Origin of the sequence: Arthrobacter sp. Y81, assembly GCF_002929335.1 — a bacterium.
GTDB lineage: Bacteria > Actinomycetota > Actinomycetes > Actinomycetales > Micrococcaceae > Arthrobacter.
The window spans coordinates 57,258-76,147 of the sequence record NZ_PJIL01000011.1 but is presented as its reverse complement, the minus strand read 5'-3'; the positions used below and the strand labels follow the sequence as shown (position 1 = coordinate 76,147).

Sequence of the window (18,890 nt, the reverse complement as noted above, 5' to 3'; positions counted from 1 at the left end):
ACCAAACCATAGGCGTCGAATGGTTAACATGTCAACCATGGGGTAACGTGGCAGATATGAGTGATCAACGTTGGCTGGACGACCGGGAGCAGCGTGCCTGGCGCAGCCTGATGACGATGCAGGCCGATCTGTCCCAGTACATCGAGCGGCAGCTGCGCCAGCGCAGCGGTCTGTCGAGCGCCGATTACGAGGTGCTGGCCCACCTGTCGGAGGCGCCGGACGGGCGGCTGCGGGCGTTTGCGCTAGGCGACGTTCTGCGCTGGGAGAAGAGCCGGCTCTCGCAGCATCTGACCCGGATGGAAAAGCGCGGTCTCGTGGGCCGTGAACGCTGCGCGGCGGACCAGCGCGGCGCCGTCGTGGTCATCACACCGCAAGGTCGCGAGGTCATCGAGGCTGCCGCCGCGCCGCACGTGATGGACGTGCGCAAGGTTCTGATCGACGATCTCACCCCGGAGCAGCTCGACTTGATCTGCGGGCTCGGCGACCAGGTGCGGGCGCGACTGGCAGAACTCGAACAGGAATCATGAGCACTGGCTGCCTCCACGCGTAAGCATCCGTTCATGGGTTGGGCGGCCGGCCTAGTCCTGGCCCGTCCACAGCTCGTCACCATCGCTGTGGTGATACATGCGCCGAATGGCTCCGCTCGTAACGATCCAGGCGATGCTTCCATCCGGTGTGACTTCATCGACCCATCCTGCTGTGTGGGGCGGGGTCTGGGTGCGGGTCCACACCTTCTCGCCGGTGACCAGTGTGGTCCAGTCGGTGGCTAGGACCAGCTTCCGTCGTGAGGTTCCGGACTCCGGCCTCGCCAGCAGCAGGGAATGGTCGCCTGCGCTTGCAAGTGTGTGTTTGTGGTGCAAAAGAGGCTCCTTCTGATCCGGCGCGAGCGTGCTGGCGGAAACGCCAGCGGCATGAGCCCGGAATCCCCGCCTCTGGGATTGTTTGTCCAGAGACGGGGACCTGATGGAATCTGTTCCGATCTTTTCCATCCAGTGTCTGTTTGTTGCCGATCGGGGACGCCGGGTTGTTGGGTCGGTCAGGGTACGAGGACGGGTTTTTCGGCGTTGGTGGCTGCTGATTTGAATCGGCGCGCTGTGACGATGATGACTGCGGTGACGCCGAGAACTGCGGGAATAGTCAGGAGCACGAAATTCATCTGTAGGGGAAGGCCCGACGCGACCAGAGCGCCTCCGAGAATGGGACCTGCTATGGCGCCGATTCTCCCTGTGCCGGTGGCCCAGCCGACGCCGGTGCTGCGGATGTGGACCGGGTAGAACTCCACTGCGAAGGCATGGATGATGGCCAGGATCCCGATCACTGCGGCTCCAGCAGTGAACAGAAGGACATTTAGCATGAACGCGTTGGGTTTTATGGACAGAAGGACTAAGGACACGATGGCCAGGGCGAAGTAGCCAACGAGGGTCTTGCGGTAGGAGGTCCGTCCGGCGATCCAGCCGCCTGCGATTGAGCCGAACAGGCCGCCGGCGTTGAGGATAACGAGCGTCCACATGGCAGGGCCGAGCTCGAAGCCGGCGTTTTGCATCAGCTTGGGTAGCCAGGTGTTCAAGGCGTAGCTGAGGACCATCGTCATGATGAAGAAGACCCACATGAGTGAGGTCGCCAGGGCGTTCCCGTGAGTGAAGAGCTGCGCGATGCGGGACTTGCCGGAGGCCGGGGTCGGGAGTGCGATTACTGTATTCGGACTCCAGCTGGGTTCGATCTGCTTCATCACCGCGTCCAGGCGTTCACGCTGGCCGACGTGGGCCAGGTATTCCGGGGATTCAGGAAGGTGCTTGAGCACTACGGGCACCAGCAGGATGGACAAGCCGGCCACGTAAAACACTCCGCGCCAGCCCAGTACCGGCTCGATGTAGATGGCCAGCAGCGCTGCGCCGACTCCTCCAACTGCGTAGAACGCCGAGACGGTGGCTACGAAGAACGCCTTGGACTTGGTGGGAGAGAGTTCTCCCGTGAGCGCCATGAAGTTTGGAACCAACGCGCCCAGGGCCACGCCTACGACGAAGCGCAGCGCACCCAGTACCAGCGGGGTGTCGGCGAACGCGCACGCGAACGCAGCGATACTGGCGAGGATCAGCCCGGCGACGATGAGTTTGCGGCGGCCGTACTTGTCAGCCAGTGGTGCGACCACGAGCCCGCCGGCGAACATGCCGGCAAGGGCCGTGGAACCCACGACGCCGAGGGTGACGGGGTCAGTGCCCCAGTCCTTCATTAGGTGGGGGATGACGGAGCCAAAGGATACAAGGTCGTATCCATCGGCGATCATAAGCAGTGCGCAAATGGCGGCTGCCTTGAGGTGGAAACGGGAGATTTTGGCGCTGCCGACGACGGTGGCGACACTGGTTTGGGACATGGGGATTCCTTGGGAGGGGAGGTCCACCGTGCGGGCGCGCGGTGGGGGCCGGCCCAGCCTCAATAGGCCGGCAAATTGCGTGATTAGTTTTGGAGCTGTGCTGCTTTGAGTGTGTTGCGGAGAAGTTCGGCGATCGTCATCGGACCGACACCGCCGGGGACCGGGGTGATCTTTGACGCGATCTTGCTGACGGCGTCGAAGTCGACGTCACCGATGAGCCCTTCTGCGGAACGGTGGATGCCGACGTCGATCACGACAGCCCCTGCGGAAATGTGTTCAGCGCCGATCAGGTGGGGAACACCGGCAGCGGCAATGACCACCTCGGCCTGGCGCGTGACGGCCGCCAGGTCCTTCGTCTTCGAGTGCGCGATGGTCACTGTGGCGTTCCTTTGCAGCAGGAGCTGGGCCAGCGGTTTTCCGACTAGGTCCGAGCGCCCGACGACAACGGCGTTGGCGCCCTGCAACTCAACACCCTCGTCTTCGAGCAGGGAGATGACTCCCTGCGGCGTGCACGGCAGCAGCCCTTCCACGCTGCGTGCCAAGCGCCCGGCGCTGGTTGTCGTCAGCCCGTCCACGTCCTTTTCCCAAGGGATCCGGTCGATCAGGGCTTTGGCATCCAGATGCGAAGGGAGGGGAAACTGGAGCAGGATGCCCGAGACCGCGGGGTCGGCTGCGAGTTCGTCCAGTGCCGCAGCCACCTGTTCCTGGGTGGCATCCTTTGGCAGCCGGCGGTGGTGGTCCTCGATGCCGGCCTCCTTGGAGAGCTTGCGTTTGCTGCCTACATAGACCTCTGAGGCCGGGTCATCCCCGACCAGAACGGTCGCCAGACCGATGGGCCGGCCCGTGGAACGTTTGAAGCTTTCCACGTCGGCGCGCAGCTCTTCTCGGATCTTCTTGGCGAGTGCTTTGCCGTCGATGATGTGTGCTGTCATGGTCAGAACACAATCGTTGTGTTGCCGTCGCGCATGACCTTGTCCTGGCAGTGCCACGTGACCGCGCGGGAGAGTACGCTTCGTTCGACGTCGGCTCCGAAGCGCATCAGCTCCGGGGTCGATTCACGGTGGGAGACGCGGATGACGTCCTGTTCGATGATCGGTCCCTCATCCAGGTCCTTGGTCACGTAGTGGGCCGTCGCTCCGATGAGCTTGACCCCGCGGTCCTTGGCTTTCTGGTACGGTCCGGCGCCGATAAACGCGGGCAGGAACGAGTGGTGGATGTTGATCACCGGGACCTGGACTTCGTCGAGGAATTCCGCGGAGATGATCTGCATGTAGCGGGCAAGGACTACGAGGTCCACGTTGCCGTTCAGGAGTTCCAGGTGCCTGCGCTCTGCGTCCTTCTTATCCCCGCTAACGGGTACGTAGAAATAGGGGATGTCGAACGGGCGCACCTGGTCGGCCAGATCCGGGTGGTTGGAGATGACCATGACGATGTCCATGGGGATTTCCCCGCGGCGGTGCCGCCACAACAGGTCCAGCAGGCAGTGGTCGGTTTTGGATGCGAAGATCGCGACCCGCTTGCGCTTGGATGTGTCAGTGAGTTTCCACTCCATCTGCAGCGGTTCGGCGAGTTTTGTCTGGATGTCCGCTTCCAAAGTCTCCCGCTTGGCGGCGAACCCGGGAAGGTGGAAGACCGTGCGCTGGTAGAGCGTGCCGTTTTCGGGCCCGGTGGTGAACTGGTCGAGGGATACGATGTTCGCCCCGTGGGCACCGAGAAGCTGGGTCAGCTTGGCGACGATTCCGGGCTGATCGGGGCAGCTGACGTTAAGGCAGCCATTATCGGCGGTGCCGCCAGTTGCGGCGGGCTTGGCCGGGAGGGTGGTGCTAGACGGTTGCAAGGAGATCACCTCGTGACTTGTCGGTCTTGTAGGGGGCCGGGCGGACGATGGCCCGGATGGCTTTTTGGGGGTGGCCCGGGGCTCCCCAGATGACGGTTACCTCGGTGCCGGGCTCGGAGTGCTCCACATCGACGGTTGCCAGCGAGAGCATCTTGCGGAAGTAGTAGGAGTATCCGCGTGATGTCGCGACCCCGACGAGCTGACCGTCGATCTCGACCCGGTCTGCCCACATGAAACCTCGCTGGTCACGAGGCATTTCCATGAAGTCGTAGTGGTCCCCTTCCTGGAAGAGGGATGCCTGGACATCGGCGACGTCCTCGCCGTTCCACTCAAGGGTCCGGATGACCCTGTTCGGAAATGCCTTTTCGGCGGTCAATGCAACGCGGCCAAGGAACTCATGTTCGGTGTTGACGACCTTGCCCCATCCCAGTTCCACCGGGCTGCGGTAGTACTCGCTGATGTCCTGACCGTCGTAGCTGCCCGCGATGTAGGCAGGCTGGGCGAAAGCCGGCATCGCGGCACGGAAGTACTCCAGGTACTCGGCCATGTCTTCGTCGAAGATGGCCGGGATGTAATCCGTGGCGATGGTGGGGAAGCAGGCCTCAAGGTGGTTGATCAGGGCGACCCGGCCGCCCAGTTTACGGATGCCGTGGTCTTTGCCGGCTTCGAGGACAGCGTTGTAGATCTTCTGGGAAATTTCCTTGGGTCCCTGAAGTTCGAAGCCGACCTCACCTGCCATGCCCTGGCGCAGTGCGTAGATACTGTGCCCGGCCACGGTGATGGGGACGACGTGCATGTACTTTGCTTCCAGGAGGTCCCGGGAGTCGGTGAGCGCGTGCAGAACTTTGACGGCGTTGGGGCCGGAGACCTGGAAGATGAACCAGTCCTCTTTGGTTACCTGCGCGTCGTAGCCGCCGCGTTCCAAGTTGAATGCGGCCCAGAAACCGCCGCGGCCGTGGACTACGAATTCTTCCTCGCCAAAGCGGGTGAGGACGCCTTCATGAATGACTTTGCCGTCCTTGTTCGTGTGGATCGCGTGCTTGGACTGGCCGATGTCGAACTTCTTGTAGCTGTTCACGGTGATGTCGGAAAACAGCCGGAGCGCGTCGGGACCGGTGAACCGGTGCTGCCACAGGAAGGACCAGTCGCCGATGTAGCAGGTCTCCTTCCACGACATGCTCTCGTCAAGCCAGTTCGTGTACTCCGGCTGCCCGAAGCGGCTCCACGCGTAAGTCTCCGGTGCCGTGCGCATTGAGTCGACGGTGTACTTCATCGTTGCCACCTCTAATAGCTAGGTCGGCCAAAGGATTGTTGTCTGCTCGGAGCGCCGGCTGAACGGATATCAACTTTGACCTGGTCGTTCTGTGGTGTAGATCACCACTAGTTCAAGGCTAGATTTCCCAGCGATATTTAGCAAATAGAATGTAGATATGCTGATATAGATACTCTCTATACAAAGCAGGGGGGATCCTCTAGCCTTGCTGTATGGACGAACCGGGCAAGTATGATCTGAATCTTCTGCGGGTTTTCGTGCTTGTATACGAGACACGCAGCGTCACCGAGGCCGCGGAAATCCTGGCCATCAGCCAGCCATCCGTGAGCTATGCGTTGTCGAAGTTGCGCAAACTCTTCGGAGATCCGCTTTTTCACCGCGGACCGAAGGGCCTGGAAGCGACACCGACGGCAAGTGGTCTCTATCCGGAATTGAGTCAGTCACTCCGGATGATCGACTCAGCGGTTCAAGGCGTCTCCGAATTCGATCCTGCCAGCACGTCCCACCGGTTTCGGCTCATGATGACCGACCTGGGTCTCATGGCACTGTTTCCTTACATCGTTTCGGCCGTGCTGGAGGCCGCGCCGAATGTTCGTCTCGACGTCATACCGCTGGATATCTCCCAGCTCCACGATCGACTACGGCGCAACGAAATCGACGCGGCAATCGGGATCCCTGCCATACCCGAGAGTGACGTGCTGGGTGAGCACCTTATGGACATGCCCTACGTGGGCGTCTGTGCCAGGACGCACCCGCGCATCTCCGACAGCCCATCGATGGAGGAAATCGCCGCCGAAAAACATGTTGTCGTGTCGAAGGCGTTGGGGCACGAGCATGTCGTCCACAGGCTGGCCGAACTGGGCGTCCGTGACTCCGTGACCATCACCCTCCCAAGTTTTGCCGTGGTCGCGCAGACCCTTGCCGTGACAGACCACATCAGCGTCGTACCCAAAGCCCTCGCCGACATCATCGAGTCCCACGGATCGGTCCGCCAGTTTGCGCTCCCTTTCAACATCGCACCCGGCCGCGTCACCCTGTATACCTACCGACGCGACATCCCATCTCCTCCCGTGGACTGGCTCCGTGAAATAATCGCCACGTCCCTGACGCAGTACCCCTACCCGAAGTACGTCAGAGGGGCTGGCTTACGTGGCGTGCAGCAAGCAATAGCAGTCGACTAGCCGGCCCGGAAGCCCGCGTGTCCGAGCCGTTGGACCTCTAAGTGGCGGATTGTGGACATGCACCAGCCGTCAGTACACCCAGCAGGGCGCCCATCTCGAGAAACTCCCTGGCCGGTTGTGAGGCCCGGCCATGATCCGCAGCCGAACCATGGCCGACCCCGGCCATACGCTCCAGCCATGAAAACTATGAAGAAGGCATGCCCGCTCTGCCACGGGGCGGCACGTCAGCCCTGTCCAGGCGCGTGGGTCTGGACCACGCATGAACGTGCTTCGACGTTCTCCATCTTGGCGTCAAGGACACCTGTCTAGGCAGTAAAACCGCAGTTCAGACGCCCAAAACCCACCCCAGGCTAATGGGAATATATGTTCGATAACTTCAGTGTAGACCCTGGCCCGGACATTGCAGACACCCCACCATGTTGCATCCGATGCGTGATCCACGCGGTGTGGCCGTGGCCTGAGTAGCATCGAGATGCTATCCGCGACCACTGTCATTGACTGGCCCACTGCCGACAGAAACCCGATGGGCGAAATGTGTTGTGAGGTGACGCTCGCTGCATTCATGCAAGCGCTTGCGTTAAGATTGAAGGCTTTCTATCATGGGTGGATGGTCACTAGCGTTGAATCCGTCGCAGAACGTGCTGGAGTTTCTGTATCAACGGTATCTCGTGCATTGCGTTCCGTTTCTGGCGTTTCGGATGCCACCCGCAAGCGCGTGCAGGATGCCGCCAGCGAGCTAGGTTATTCGGCATCCCCGGCTGCGTCCCGCCTTGCGACAGGCCGGACCATGACCGTGGGCATCGTGGTGCCGGTGCTGGCCAAGTGGTTCTTCGGAAAGGTCATCGGCGCGGCCACGCATACGCTCCGGGAGGCCGGATTCGATGTGCTCCTCTACGAGCTCGCCACGCCTGGGCAGCGTGAGAGGTTCTTCGGTAGCGTGCATCTGCATGGCCGTTCGGACGGGGTCATCATCATGGCCTTGCAGCCGAGCAAGGAGGAGCTGGAAGCGCTCGTCTCCCAAGGGCAGGCGGTGGCTTTGCTGGGTGCTGAAGCGCAGGGCATCGGATCGGTGTCTGTGGACAACGTCGAGGCCGGTCGGGCTGCCGTGAGGCATCTGTTGAACCTCGGCCACGAGCGGATAGCGTTCATCGGCATCCGCGATGAGGAGGGCAGCAACCTTGGCGGCGTGCCGCCCTTCCAACGGCTCATGGGCTACCGGGAGGCCTTGGCCGAGGCGGGACTGATCCACGACGACGTCCTTGAACAGTTCGATGAGAACAGTGTCGCCGGGGGTGCCGCGGCGATGTCCCGGCTGCTTGTCGCGGAGCGGGCTCCGACCGCGGTTTTTGTCGCCTCCGACGAGATGGCCTTCGGTGTGCTCAAAGTCCTCCGGCAGGCAGGCGTGGATGTTCCCCGGGATTTCTCTGTGCTCGGTTTCGACAACCACGAGCTCTGTGACGTTGTGGGCCTGACAACGATGGACCATGACGTGGCCGAACAAGGTCAAGATGTCGCCCGGCTCCTCTTGGACACTATCCGCGGCGGAGAACCCAATGCCCTCAGCCGGCCGTTCCGGCTTGTTATCCGAGAGAGCACCGCTCCACCCCGTGCCCTGCGCGCACCACGGACCAGCCCGGACTCTCAGCATTCAGCCGGACTCCCCGGCAACCTCTGAAAGGAATTTCATGGAATACCGCAAACTCGGTAACAGCGGCATGTACGTCAGCGCAATTGCGCTGGGCAACTGGGCAACCCACGGCGAAACCGTGGACCAGGAAGTCGCCACGGCATGCGTGCGCAAGGCTCTGGATCTGGGCATCACCACCTTTGACACCGCCGATGCCTACGCGGGCACCAAAGCGGAGGCCATGCTCGGCGAAGCACTCAAGGGTGTGCGCCGCGAGAGCATCGAGGTCATGACCAAGGCGTTCTTCCCGACCGGCACCGGCAAGAACGATCGCGGACTGTCCCGCAAACACGTCTTGGAGTCCATCAACGGATCGCTTCGCAGGCTGCAGACGGACTACGTCGATGTTTACCAGGCGCACCGCTACGACTACGAGACCCCGCTGGCCGAAACCATGGGCGCCTTCGCCGATATTGTCCGGGCGGGCAAGGCGCACTACATCGGCGTGTCCGAATGGACCGTAGCCGAAATCCGGGCCGGCGCGGCTCTGGCGGATGAGCTGGGCATCCAGCTTGTCGCCAGCCAGCCGCAGTACAACATGCTGTGGCGGGTCATTGAGGCGGAAGTGGTGCCGGCCTGCGAGGAGCTCGGGATCACCCAGGTGTGCTGGTCGCCGCTTGCCCAGGGCGTGCTGACCGGCAAGTACGGCTCCTCCACCGTTCCGGCCGGCAGCCGATTCAGCGCCGATGACGGCGGGTTGAAGATCGAGCACAAGTTCATGCAGCCTACGGTCATCGAACGGGTTGAGAAGCTCAAGCCGATCGCCGCGGACCTTGGAGTGCCGCTGGCCACGTTGGCCGTGGCCTGGGTGCTGGCCAACCCCAACGTCTCCGCTGCGATTGTCGGCGCCAGCCGGCCGGAGCAGCTCGACGATACCGTCAAATCCGTCGACTTGGTCCTCGGCCAGGAAACGCTCGACCTGATCGACGGGGCACTGGGCGACATCGTGGAGCGGGACCCCGGCAAGGTAGAGTCCTTCCCCCAGCGTGTATAACGGCAGTCGGCATGGGCCGGCTTTGATCCCAGGTGACAGCTTCCTGCGACGCCCGGCATGCTCGACAGCCAAATCCAGACGCTACGGCGAGCCGCAACGGCGTCTAGGCATATCTAGAGATCCTTCGAATCGTTGATGGCCACGATCGAAGACCTGGAGGACCTGGCCGGAGTCGAGGCGCCACACGATCTGGCGTCCGAACCTAGCTGACAGCTCGGCACCGTGAGCCAGTGGAATCGTGTGAGGGGTAGTGGCCGGCCATCGGGGCACTGATTCGCACATCGCGCGGAGTGGCGAGCCCGCTGACCTTGCCGATTTCGGAGAGCTATTTACTCCGCAAGTTACCGGTACCCCCCCACCAGGTTGTCGCACACGGTCGGGTTCTTTTCAGCAGGGAACACCCATCAGCCGGGCGCGGTGCAAACCCCTTTGCATCGGACATGGCACTGCTAGCGTTTGGTGCCATGATCGTATGGCTCAACGGCACCCACGGTGCAGGTAAAACGACAACCAGTGCCCTTGTGCAGCAGCTCATTCCCGATTCGAGAGTGTTCGACGCCGAGAAGGTTGGTGAAACTCTCATGGATATCTCTCCCGGCCTGCCCGCAACGGATAACTTCCAGCACTGGCCGCCATGGCGACCCCTCGTTGTCGAGACCGCAAAACGTGTACTTGACTACACTGGCGGCACGCTGGTGATGCCCATGACCGTTTTGGTAGAAGAGTATTGGCGCGAAATAAGCGACGGCCTGGCTCAACATGCCATTCCAGTACGGCACTTCGTGATCCACGCCGACCAGGACACCCTCTACGCCCGGATAGCTGGGGACCACGCCATCCCTTCCCCGTTCCGTCTCAACTATCTGGAACCGTATGCCCAAGCTGCCCGAGCATGGCTCCATGCGGAAGCTGGGGTTATCGACACCACCCACCTCACGCCCTCCCAGTCAGCCCAGCAGATCGCAGAAGCCCTGGGGAACTAAGCCTCGATCCACCGGTCGGGTTGAGGGCGTGGCGGCGTTTTAAACGGAGAATGCCTGTCGGATCGGGAAAAATGGGGTTTATCTAGAACTCCGTTTGGCCAATCCGAGAGGCATCTCGTAGGTGCAACTTTTCCATAGATCCACGCGCGTGTCAGCCGCGTTCGATGATTCGAATCTCGTGTCGGCCGCAGGTCTGGTCCCGGCGATGGCGCTGGCGGTGAAAACCTGCCTTGGCGAACTCGCTGATCAGTGGCTGACGCTGCCCGGATACTTCGGCGCGAATGCGGGGTTGAAGGTCACTGCGATGGTCGCGGGCATGGTCGCCGGGGCCGATTCCATCGAGGACATGGCCTTGTTGCGGCACGGCGGGATGAAGAAACTTTTCGCCGGTGCATATGCCCCGTCGACTTTGGGATCGTTCCTGCGGGCGTTCACCTTCGGCCATGTCCGCCAGCTCGACGCCCTCGCCGCCCGGTGGCTGGTGAACGTCGCCGCCGTGGCCCCGATCGCCTCCGGTATCGATGATTACGCTTTGGTCGATATCGACGACACCATCAAGGAAGTCCACGGCTACCGGAAACAGGGTTCCGGATACGGTTACTCCGGGGTCCGGGGATTGAACGCGCTGATCGGGATCCTCTCGACCGCGACCGCGGCGCCGGTCATCATCGGCGCGCGGCTGCGCAAGGGAAGCTCCGGCTCCCCGCGCGGGGCGGGGAAGTTCATCGGTGACATCCTTGCCACCGTGAAACGGCTGCGCGGCAAGGATGCCACCGGGCTGGTGCTGCTGCGTGCCGACAGTGCGTTCTACGGCCACTCGGTCGTCACTGCTGCCCACCGCGCAGGCGCGAAAGTGTCCATTACCGCCAGGATGGACCCGGCCGTCAAACGTGCCATCGCCACCATCAACGAGAAGGCCTGGACCACAATCCAATACACCGACGCGGTCCGCGATGAAACCACCGGGGCCTGGATTTCCTCGGCGGAAGTCGCCGAAACCGCCTTCACCGCCTTCGTGGGCCGAAAGAAAGCCGAACGCGTCCACGGGCGCCTGGTCGTGCGCCGGATCCCGGAACTGAACGCCAAAGCAGGCGAAGGGCAACAGACCCTGTTCGAGACCCACCGCTACCACGCCTTCTTCACCACCAGCGACCTGGATACCGTCACCGCAGACAAAACCCACCGCCAACACGCCATCATCGAGCAGGTCAACGCGGACCTCAAAGACAGTGCCTTGGCGCACCTGCCCTCGGGAAAGTTCACCGACAACGCGGCCTGGCTGGTCCTGGCGACCATCGCCTTCAACCTCTCGCGCGCCATCGGCACCCTCGCCGGCACCGACCTGAGCAAAGCACGCAGCGGCACCATCCGCCGAAAACTCATCACTGTCCCAGCCAGGATCGCGACCTCGGCACGGAAGATCGCCCTGCACCTGCCCGCTCAATGGCCCTGGGAAACCAGCTGGTCACAACTCTTCGAAGCGGCCTGCGGGCCACCACGGACCGCCGCCATCTGACCACCCAGCCGACTCGGCGCAACCAGGACCACGGAACATCACCGGCAGCAAGGCCGGGCACCCCGTCATGCCCATCGACCGAACCCGGACCCGGATCAGAACGACCCTGCCCATCAAAACACAACCGGTGGATCGAGGCTAAGCAGCGGGCCACGGTAATCGGCCGACCCGGGGGTGCTTCACTGGAAGATACGACGGCGGCCACAGCGGCCTTTCGCCGCAGCTGGAGGTACCTGAATGCGCAAGATCATCCTGATGATGTCGGTCTCCTTGGACGGATTCTTCGAGACGCCCGACCGGGACATCAGCTGGCACCTGGTGGATGACGAACTCCTCCGCCACTTGAACGAGCAGTTCCGGACGATGGGAGCTTTCATGTTCGGGCGGGTCACGCATGAGCTGATGACCGAGTACTGGCCCACTGCCGACCAGGATCCGGACATCTCGGCGCCTATGCTCGAGTTCGCCGGGATCTGGCGCGACATGCCCAAGTTCGTGTTCTCGCGGACCCTCACGCAGGCGGGCCGGGACGCCACGGTGATTCACGACGTCGTGCCTGAACAGATCGCGGAACTGAAGGCGCAGCCCGGCGGCGACATCGCCCTTAGCGGCGCCAATTTGGCCGCCACCTTCATGCGGCACGGACTGATCGACGAATTCCGGATTCTCGTCCATCCAGTGGTTCTGGGGCAGGGCCGGCCGCTGTTCGAGGCCCCTGACGTCCGGATGGCCCTCAGGCTCAAGGGGGCGCGGACGTTCGGCAACGGTGTGGTTTTGCTCCACTACTCGACCGGCGGCGCCTAAAGGGACAGGTGCGGACGGGCACTGTAATTTGGCGGCTTCTCGGGCGCAGCGGCCGGTAGGGTTTCGCCCATGAGTACGCCGGTGAGGGTTCGTCAGGCGCGCGTCGAGGACGCTGCCGAGATGGCGCGCGTGAATGTTCGGTCGTGGCGTGAGACGTACCGGGGGCTGATGGCGGATCACGTCCTTGACGACCCGGCGTTGCCGGCCGCCCGGGAACGGTTCTGGACTGCCATGCTCAGCGATCAGCGCTACCGCGCGAACCGCGTCGCTCTGGCCGAGCGCGACGGCGACGTGATCGGGATCGCGATGGCGGGGCCCGCGCAGAGCTCCGAGGCGCAGTGGGGCACGCAGCTCTACGTGTTGTACGTCGTTGCGGCTGAGCATGGGGCCGGTACGGGGGCCGTCCTCCTGGATGCCGTCATCGGCCCGAACGATTCGGCAGCGCTCTGGGTCGCTGATCCGAATCCTCGGGCGCAGGCGTTCTATCGCAAGCACGGGTTCGTGGCGGACGGGACCATGAACGTGGAGGACGGCGTGCGAGTGATCCGCATGGTGCGGATCCCCTCCGGGCGTGCCTCGGACTCGAGCTCTCCCTCATAGTCGCGCAGGTTATGGCGATGGGCGGCAGGCTTCGGATCAGTCGTCGAAGACATGCCAGCAGATGGCGCTCCGCCGTTGTTGATCGTCGAGAACGAGTTCACGGACGGCGGCAGGGAGGTGACCCCGCTGCCACTGACGTTCCCTGGCCCTGGCCTGCGCTGCCTCGTCGGCTGGGACACCTGCACCGGCCGCCCGGATGGCGTACGCAGCAGCACCCAGGTCATGGGCGGCGACGTGAGCCACCGCAACCGCCTGGCCCGCCGACAGTGCAGCGAACTTCGCTGGGTCGGGCAGCCCGCGCGCCGCGGCATTCGCCTGGAAAGCCGCTCGGTGCGCGTCACCCATTGGGACCTCGCCGCGGATCCAGGCCCGACCGACATCGATGGCGTCGCGTGGCCGGCTGTCACCTGGCTGATGCTCCTCGAACAGATGCAGCACGTGCTCGGCGCACACGAGGGCCCAGTCAGCCAACAGCCGGTGGTGTTCGTCCGTCAGGGTTCCCCCACGACGGATGGTGATCAGCCGGGGGTCACGCTCTTTCGGGAGGATCGGCACAGTCCCATCCTATGGTGCATCGCCCAACGGAAGGGGGGCCTTGAGCGCCAGCTTTTTAGTGGATCACCCGATAGCGCACGTGGGTGACGAGGCTGGTACCGCTCACTTCCGTCGGCTCAAGCTTGAGGTTCCCCACGTCGTCGAGCAGCCTTTCGCCCCCTCCCAGGATCATGGGCGAAGTGTGGAGCCGCAGCTCGTCGATCAGCCCTGCCGAGAGGTATTGCTGGACAGTCTGTGCTCCGCCGGCAATGGCCACGTCCTTGCTGCCGGCGGCCTCCCGGGCCCGGGCCAGCGCCGATTCGATCCCATCGGACACGAAGTTGAACGTGGTGCCGCCCTGCATCTCCAGGGGCTCGCGTGCCTGGTGCGTAAGGACGAACACCGGTGCGTGATATGGCGGCTCCTCACCCCACCATCCTCGCCAGTCCGCGTCCCACGTCCCGGGTCCGGGCCCTGCGAACATGTTCCGTCCCATGATGTACGCACCCGCCGCGAGGATGCCTTCTATCGCGGCGGCGTTGGCCTCGGGTTCTTCGAACATCCACCTGTGCAGGAGCTCTCCGCCCTCGCCCAGGGGCTCCGCCAGGCTTTGGTTCGGGCCGGCGAGGAATCCGTCGAGGGAGACGGTCAGATCGCACGTGACTCGGCTCATGCGCCCATCATGCCACCACTCGGCGGTCCAGGACCGGCTGAGCGTCCAGTAGTTATCGCGGGGACGGAGACCACCGCGGAAAGCGGGGCCGAGGTTATTTTCGTCACGGTTTCTGCGTCCTGCCGGGTTCCGGGTTTCGCTGCCCCCATACTGAGATTGACGCGGTGATTTCCGGCGCCAAACCAGTCAGGAGGAAGAGCATTGAATACTGTGATGACCGTTGTGACGAACGAGTATTTCCCTGCTGCGGCGGTGCTCTTCGGCGTTGTGATTTTTTGGACGGTGGCCCTCTTCGGCGGCCTGTCACTCCTCAGCACCAACCAGCCCCCCATCGCCACGCTCACGTGGCTGCTCTTCGTCTACGCCGCAGCGGTTCTTTCGCCCCTGGCAGGACTTCTGGCCATGGTTGACCTCCTCCGCCGCTGGCTCCGGAACCGCCGTTCCGCCCGTGCCGAGGGGCGCGTGGGCGGAACCGAGTCCGCCTAAGCGAACCGGAGAAAACGGGTAGCGTCCACTCGCCCGCGGCGGGGTGGAATCTCCTAAAATTGTTATGGGGCCGGCGGCGAAAAAGCCCGCTGAGACCCGGGCTGTCCCCAGTCGCCGTCGGCCCTTCCGACCGGCGCGCTTTTTGTCCAGAGCGGGACTCCCGGTGGTGGTTCCTCACGCCCGCGGAATGCCGTGCGTTGCAGACTGCGACGCCGGTATTCCGGTTCCGGGTTAGCGGCCTCATTCAGGCGGGCCGGCACCCCACAGTGCCTTGCGGAGCAGGGCCTTGAGCTGGGCCGATTCCTCCGCCGCCAGGCCGTCGAGCACTTCCGCTTCAGCCCTTCGGGCAGCCTCGCCGGCCTCATCGAGCAGCTTTCCTCCCTTGGCGGTGGCCGTTACGGTCTTCGCGCGGCGGTCCTGCTTGCCGGGCGCCCTCACCACAAGCCCGCGCTTTTCCAGCTCATCCACCAGGGCCACAATCTGGCTGGGATCCAGGCTGAGGAAGTCCGCCATTTCGCGCTGCGTCGGCTCCAGTCCGCTGTTTGCCAGGATCAGGACCGAGTAGGAACGTTCTTTGAGGTCGAACTCGGCCAATGCCCTGTTGTTCAGCACGGACCCCGCGGCATGCAGCTTGGCCAGCAGGAAGCCCAGGTCCTGGCTGATGGACGCGGCCACAAGCTTGTGCCCCTGTCCGGTCCGCTGACCGCCCTGTGTCTCGATCGTCATGGCCAACTCCAATAATCCTCAAAATAAATCGTTGACATTTTCAACTATCCATATTTTCATGGATACAGAACAGCATCCCATGCCGACGGCCGGGATGCACAAGGTCAGCTAGCAAAGGAGCAGCCATGAGCCTGTCAGGCAAAGTAGCAATCGTCACCGGAAGCGGTCGGGGCCTGGGCCTGGCCTACGCCCGGGAACTCGCCCGCCAGGGTGCCGCCGTCGTCATCAACGACGTCGACGCCGAGGTGGCTGCGGAAGCAGTCCGGACCATCGAGGCCGACGGCGGGAAGGCCGCCGCCGTCGTTGCTCCCGTCGGAAATACGGAGGTTGCCAAACAGCTGGTGCAGGCAGCCGTCACGGAGTTCGGCCGCCTGGACATCCTGGTCACCAACGCGGGCATCCTGCGGGACAAGAGCCTGCTGAAGATGACCGACGAGGACTTTGACGCCGTCATCAACGTCCACCTCCGCGGCACCTTCACGTGCGTCCGGGAAGCGTTCGCCTACTTCAAGGAGAACGGCATCGCCGGCCGGATCATCACCATCGGCTCGCCCACCGGGCAGCGCGGAAACTTCGGCCAGACCAACTACGCCGCCGCCAAGGCCGGCATCGTGGGTATGGTCCGCACCTGGGCGCTGGAAATGAAGAAGGCCGGCGTGACCGCCAACGCCGTCATCCCGGTGGCCGCCACGGCCATGACCAAGACCGTCCCCTACTTCCAAAAAGCCGTGGAAGCAGACGAGCGCGGCGAGTCCATGCCGGCCTTCTTCCGCCACGGGCTCGGTTTCGGAACGGCCGACGACGTCTCCGGACTGGTTGCCTTCCTCGCCTCCGATGAGGCGGCCGGTATCACGGGCCAGGCCATCGGCGCCGGCGGCGACCGGCTGCAGCTCTGGACCCACCCCGAGGCCGCGGCCACCGAATACCGCGAGGGTGGCTGGCGCTACAAGGACCTCGTGGCGAACTTCGGCCCGCTCTTCGGCGGCAAGCTGCAGTCCGTGGGCGAGGAATTCCTCCCGCTGCCCGAAGAACTGCAGCCGGAAGCACGTCCTGCGCAGAACCAGCCACTGCCTGCGAAGGTCGGCTAGCCATGGCTGCTGCCCGCTACGAGCTCGGCATTGACGCCTCGAAGCTCTACGCGATCGACATGCACGTCCACCTCGAAGTGGACGGCCACGGCCACGAGTCCTTGCCGCCGGCCCTCACCGAGGCTTCCGCCAAGTACTTCAAGTCCGAGGACCGCACCCCGTCGCTGGACCGCATTGCCGAGGTATACCGCGAACTGAACATGGCCGCCGTCGTGTTCACCGTGGACGCCCGCACCCAACTGAAGCACGAGCCCAACAGCATCGAGGACCTGATCGCAGGCGCGGCCCGGAACAACGACGTGCTGATCCCGTTCGGCAGCGTCGATCCGCGCACCGGCGCCGAAGCCATCCAGGGGGCCAAACGCCAGGCCATCGACCTGGGCGCCCGCGGCTTCAAGTTCCACCCCAGCCTGCAGGGCTTCGACCCCTCCGATGAACAGTTCTATCCGCTGTGGGAGACGCTTCAGGAGCTGGGCCTGCCGGCCATCTTCCACACCGGCCAGAACGGCATGGGCGCCGGTCTTCCGGGCGGGTACGGCATCAAGCTGGCCTACTCCAACCCGCTCCTGCTCGACGCCGTGGCAGCGGATTTCCCGGAACTGCAGATCATCATGGCGCACCCCTCCGTGCCGTGGCAGGACGAGGCCAACTCCATCGCCACGCACAAGGCCAACGTGTTCATCGACCTCTCCGGCTGGTCGCCCAAGTACTTCCCGGAGTCGCTGGTGCGGATGTCCAATTCCGTGCTGCAGGACAAAGTCCTGTTCGGCACGGATTTCCCGCTCATCACGCCGCAGAAATGGCTGGCCGCGTTCGCGGACCTTCCGCTCAAGGACGAGGTCCGGCCGAAAATCCTCAAGCACAACGCCGTGCGCCTGCTCGGACTGGACGGCTGAGATGAGCCTCGATACGGAGACCGTGGCGGCGGCCCGCCTCTACGGCGTCTGCGACTATTACGACGCCGAGTCCCTCCTCACCGAGGCGGAACGCCGCGTGCTGGGACGGCTGCGGAGCTTCCTGGACCGGGAGGCGAAGCCCCTGCTTGCCGAGTACTGGGAGCGGGGCGAGTTCCCCACCCAGCTCGCGCAGCCGCTGATCGACCTGGACCTGATGGAGCCCGGTGACCTCACAGGAGCGGGTCCGGACCGCGGGGCGGCCAGAGGCATCTACCAGGGCTTCCGGATTTTCGAGCTGGCCCGCACCGACGCGTCGCTGGCCACCTGGTACACCGCGCAGGCCGGGCTGTTTCGGACAGCCATCCGCGTGGGCGCTTCGTCGGAGCAGCAGGCCGAATGGATGCCGAAGGTCATCGACTTCTCGCTCAAAGGCGTCTTCTCGCTCACCGAACCTGACTCTGGTTCGGACATCGCCGGCGGGCTCTCCACCAGCGCCCGCCGCGAGGGGGACTCCTGGATCCTGGACGGCGCCAAGCGCTGGATCGGGGGAGCCGCCACGGCCGACGTGCTCGCGGTGTTCGCCCGCGACGTGGCCGACGGGCAGGTCAAGGCCTTCCTGGTTGACCGGCAGGCGGACGGCGTGACGCTGGAGAAGATCCACGGCAAGACAGCACTGAGGATGATGCAGAACGCCCACATCACCCTCGGCGGCGTCCGGGTTCCCGAGTCCAGGCGCCTGCACAACGTGAACTCCTTCAAGGACGTGGCCGCGATGCTCCGGGCCATGCGATCGGACGTCGCCTGGATCGCCACCGGCATCCAGGCCGGCGCGTTCGAAGCCGCCCTGCGGTACGTCACGGAACGCCGGCAGTTCGGCCGCCCGCTGGGATCCTTCCAGCTGGTCCAGGAAAAACTCGCCCGGATGCTCGGCAACGTCACGGCCTCCCTGTCCCTGGTGGTCCGGCTCACCGAACAGCAGGCCAAGGGCATCTACCGCGACCAGGACTCCGCCCTGGCAAAAATGCAGACATCCCTGCTGATGCGCGAAACCGTGGCCCTGGCCCGCGAAGTGGTGGGCGGCAACGGCATCACCCTCGAAGCCGACGTCGCCAGGTTCCACGCCGACGCCGAAGCCGTCTACTCCTACGAAGGCACCCACGAAATCAACGCCCTCATCGTGGGCCGCGCCCTCACCGGCGAAAGCGCCTTCGCCCGCTGACGCAGCACTGACTGAAACCGAA

Annotated in this window: 20 protein-coding genes and 1 pseudogene; 13 read left to right on the top strand and 8 right to left on the bottom strand. The window is 63.8% G+C overall.

Going from position 1 to position 18,890, the window contains the following annotated elements; all coding sequences use genetic code 11:
• Nucleotides 1-56 precede the first annotated feature (56 nt).
• On the top strand, nt 57-527 hold the full coding sequence (locus CXQ91_RS15340) for a MarR family winged helix-turn-helix transcriptional regulator (RefSeq protein WP_104174760.1): 471 nt from the start codon (nt 57-59) through the stop codon (nt 525-527).
• Between the two features lie 51 nt (nt 528-578).
• Here the strand turns inward: CXQ91_RS15340 and CXQ91_RS15335 are convergent, their stop codons facing one another.
• From CXQ91_RS15335 to CXQ91_RS15315, 5 genes are all read right to left on the bottom strand, one after another.
• A complete protein-coding gene (locus CXQ91_RS15335; protein WP_104174759.1) occupies nt 579-860 on the bottom strand; it encodes a hypothetical protein in 282 nt (93 codons plus the stop codon).
• A gap of 176 nt (nt 861-1,036) precedes the next feature.
• Entirely contained in the window at nt 1,037-2,371 is a 1,335-nt protein-coding gene (locus tag CXQ91_RS15330; RefSeq protein ID WP_104174758.1) for an aromatic acid/H+ symport family MFS transporter, read from the bottom strand.
• Between the two features lie 83 nt (nt 2,372-2,454).
• A complete protein-coding gene (gene folD, locus CXQ91_RS15325; RefSeq protein WP_104174757.1) occupies nt 2,455-3,303 on the bottom strand; it encodes a bifunctional methylenetetrahydrofolate dehydrogenase/methenyltetrahydrofolate cyclohydrolase FolD in 849 nt (282 codons plus the stop codon).
• 2 nt (nt 3,304-3,305) lie between these two features.
• Entirely contained in the window at nt 3,306-4,208 is a 903-nt protein-coding gene (gene purU / locus CXQ91_RS15320) for a formyltetrahydrofolate deformylase (protein ID WP_104174840.1), read from the bottom strand.
• Nucleotides 4,195-5,481 (bottom strand): glycine cleavage T C-terminal barrel domain-containing protein, encoded by a 1,287-nt coding sequence (locus tag CXQ91_RS15315; protein WP_219816534.1) that lies wholly within the window; start codon nt 5,479-5,481, stop codon nt 4,195-4,197. The genes purU and CXQ91_RS15315 overlap by 14 nt, the downstream gene beginning before the upstream one ends.
• Nucleotides 5,482-5,693: 212 nt before the next feature.
• Here CXQ91_RS15315 and CXQ91_RS15310 point away from each other — a divergent pair, with 212 nt between their 5' ends.
• The 8 genes and pseudogenes from CXQ91_RS15310 to CXQ91_RS15280 all read left to right on the top strand — a co-directional run bounded on the left by CXQ91_RS15310 (nt 5,694) and on the right by CXQ91_RS15280 (nt 13,246).
• On the top strand, nt 5,694-6,662 hold the full coding sequence (locus CXQ91_RS15310) for a LysR family transcriptional regulator (RefSeq protein ID WP_104174756.1): 969 nt from the start codon (nt 5,694-5,696) through the stop codon (nt 6,660-6,662).
• A 472-nt stretch (nt 6,663-7,134) separates the two neighbouring features.
• Nucleotides 7,135-7,398: pseudogene (locus CXQ91_RS25755) on the top strand (LacI family DNA-binding transcriptional regulator); the annotation flags it as partial.
• Between the two features lie 51 nt (nt 7,399-7,449).
• On the top strand, nt 7,450-8,337 hold the full coding sequence (locus CXQ91_RS15305) for a LacI family DNA-binding transcriptional regulator (protein WP_258074022.1): 888 nt from the start codon (nt 7,450-7,452) through the stop codon (nt 8,335-8,337).
• Between the two features lie 10 nt (nt 8,338-8,347).
• On the top strand, nt 8,348-9,343 hold the full coding sequence (locus CXQ91_RS15300) for an aldo/keto reductase family protein (protein WP_104174754.1): 996 nt from the start codon (nt 8,348-8,350) through the stop codon (nt 9,341-9,343).
• Between the two features lie 464 nt (nt 9,344-9,807).
• On the top strand, nt 9,808-10,326 hold the full coding sequence (locus CXQ91_RS15295) for an ATP-binding protein (RefSeq protein ID WP_104174838.1): 519 nt from the start codon (nt 9,808-9,810) through the stop codon (nt 10,324-10,326).
• 121 nt (nt 10,327-10,447) lie between these two features.
• Nucleotides 10,448-11,842 carry an IS1380 family transposase gene (locus tag CXQ91_RS15290; RefSeq protein WP_104174753.1) on the top strand — a complete coding sequence of 465 codons (1,395 nt, stop codon included), beginning with the start codon at nt 10,448-10,450 and terminating at the stop codon, nt 11,840-11,842.
• Between the two features lie 237 nt (nt 11,843-12,079).
• Nucleotides 12,080-12,646 carry a dihydrofolate reductase family protein gene (locus tag CXQ91_RS15285; protein ID WP_104174752.1) on the top strand — a complete coding sequence of 189 codons (567 nt, stop codon included), beginning with the start codon at nt 12,080-12,082 and terminating at the stop codon, nt 12,644-12,646.
• A 120-nt stretch (nt 12,647-12,766) separates the two neighbouring features.
• A complete protein-coding gene (locus CXQ91_RS15280; RefSeq protein ID WP_104174837.1) occupies nt 12,767-13,246 on the top strand; it encodes a GNAT family N-acetyltransferase in 480 nt (159 codons plus the stop codon).
• Nucleotides 13,247-13,282: 36 nt separating this feature from the next.
• Here CXQ91_RS15280 and CXQ91_RS15275 read toward each other — a convergent pair whose 3' ends face one another.
• Both CXQ91_RS15275 and CXQ91_RS15270 read right to left on the bottom strand, forming a co-directional pair.
• Nucleotides 13,283-13,801, bottom strand: coding sequence for a putative immunity protein (locus CXQ91_RS15275; RefSeq protein ID WP_104174751.1), 519 nt, complete (start codon nt 13,799-13,801; stop codon nt 13,283-13,285).
• 55 nt (nt 13,802-13,856) lie between these two features.
• Complete coding sequence (locus CXQ91_RS15270) at nt 13,857-14,453, bottom strand: dihydrofolate reductase family protein (protein ID WP_104174750.1); 597 nt, start codon at nt 14,451-14,453, stop codon at nt 13,857-13,859.
• Between the two features lie 213 nt (nt 14,454-14,666).
• On the opposite strand from CXQ91_RS15270, the gene CXQ91_RS15265 reads away from it, so the two are divergent.
• A complete protein-coding gene (locus tag CXQ91_RS15265) occupies nt 14,667-14,939 on the top strand; it encodes a hypothetical protein (protein ID WP_258074020.1) in 273 nt (90 codons plus the stop codon).
• Nucleotides 14,940-15,179: 240 nt separating this feature from the next.
• Here CXQ91_RS15265 and CXQ91_RS15260 read toward each other — a convergent pair whose 3' ends face one another.
• Nucleotides 15,180-15,665, bottom strand: a complete 486-nt coding sequence (locus CXQ91_RS15260) for a MarR family winged helix-turn-helix transcriptional regulator (protein ID WP_181038906.1) — start codon at nt 15,663-15,665, stop codon at nt 15,180-15,182.
• A 125-nt stretch (nt 15,666-15,790) separates the two neighbouring features.
• On the opposite strand from CXQ91_RS15260, the gene CXQ91_RS15255 reads away from it, so the two are divergent.
• Genes CXQ91_RS15255 through CXQ91_RS15245 form a run of 3 tightly spaced genes read left to right on the top strand, consistent with a single transcriptional unit; the run spans nt 15,791 to nt 18,868 of the window.
• A complete protein-coding gene (locus CXQ91_RS15255; protein ID WP_104174748.1) occupies nt 15,791-16,753 on the top strand; it encodes an SDR family NAD(P)-dependent oxidoreductase in 963 nt (320 codons plus the stop codon).
• A 2-nt stretch (nt 16,754-16,755) separates the two neighbouring features.
• Nucleotides 16,756-17,649, top strand: coding sequence for an amidohydrolase family protein (locus tag CXQ91_RS15250; RefSeq protein WP_104174747.1), 894 nt, complete (start codon nt 16,756-16,758; stop codon nt 17,647-17,649).
• 1 nt (nt 17,650) lies between these two features.
• Nucleotides 17,651-18,868 (top strand): acyl-CoA dehydrogenase family protein, encoded by a 1,218-nt coding sequence (locus CXQ91_RS15245; protein ID WP_104174746.1) that lies wholly within the window; start codon nt 17,651-17,653, stop codon nt 18,866-18,868.
• The last annotated feature ends 22 nt before the right edge of the window (nt 18,869-18,890 follow it).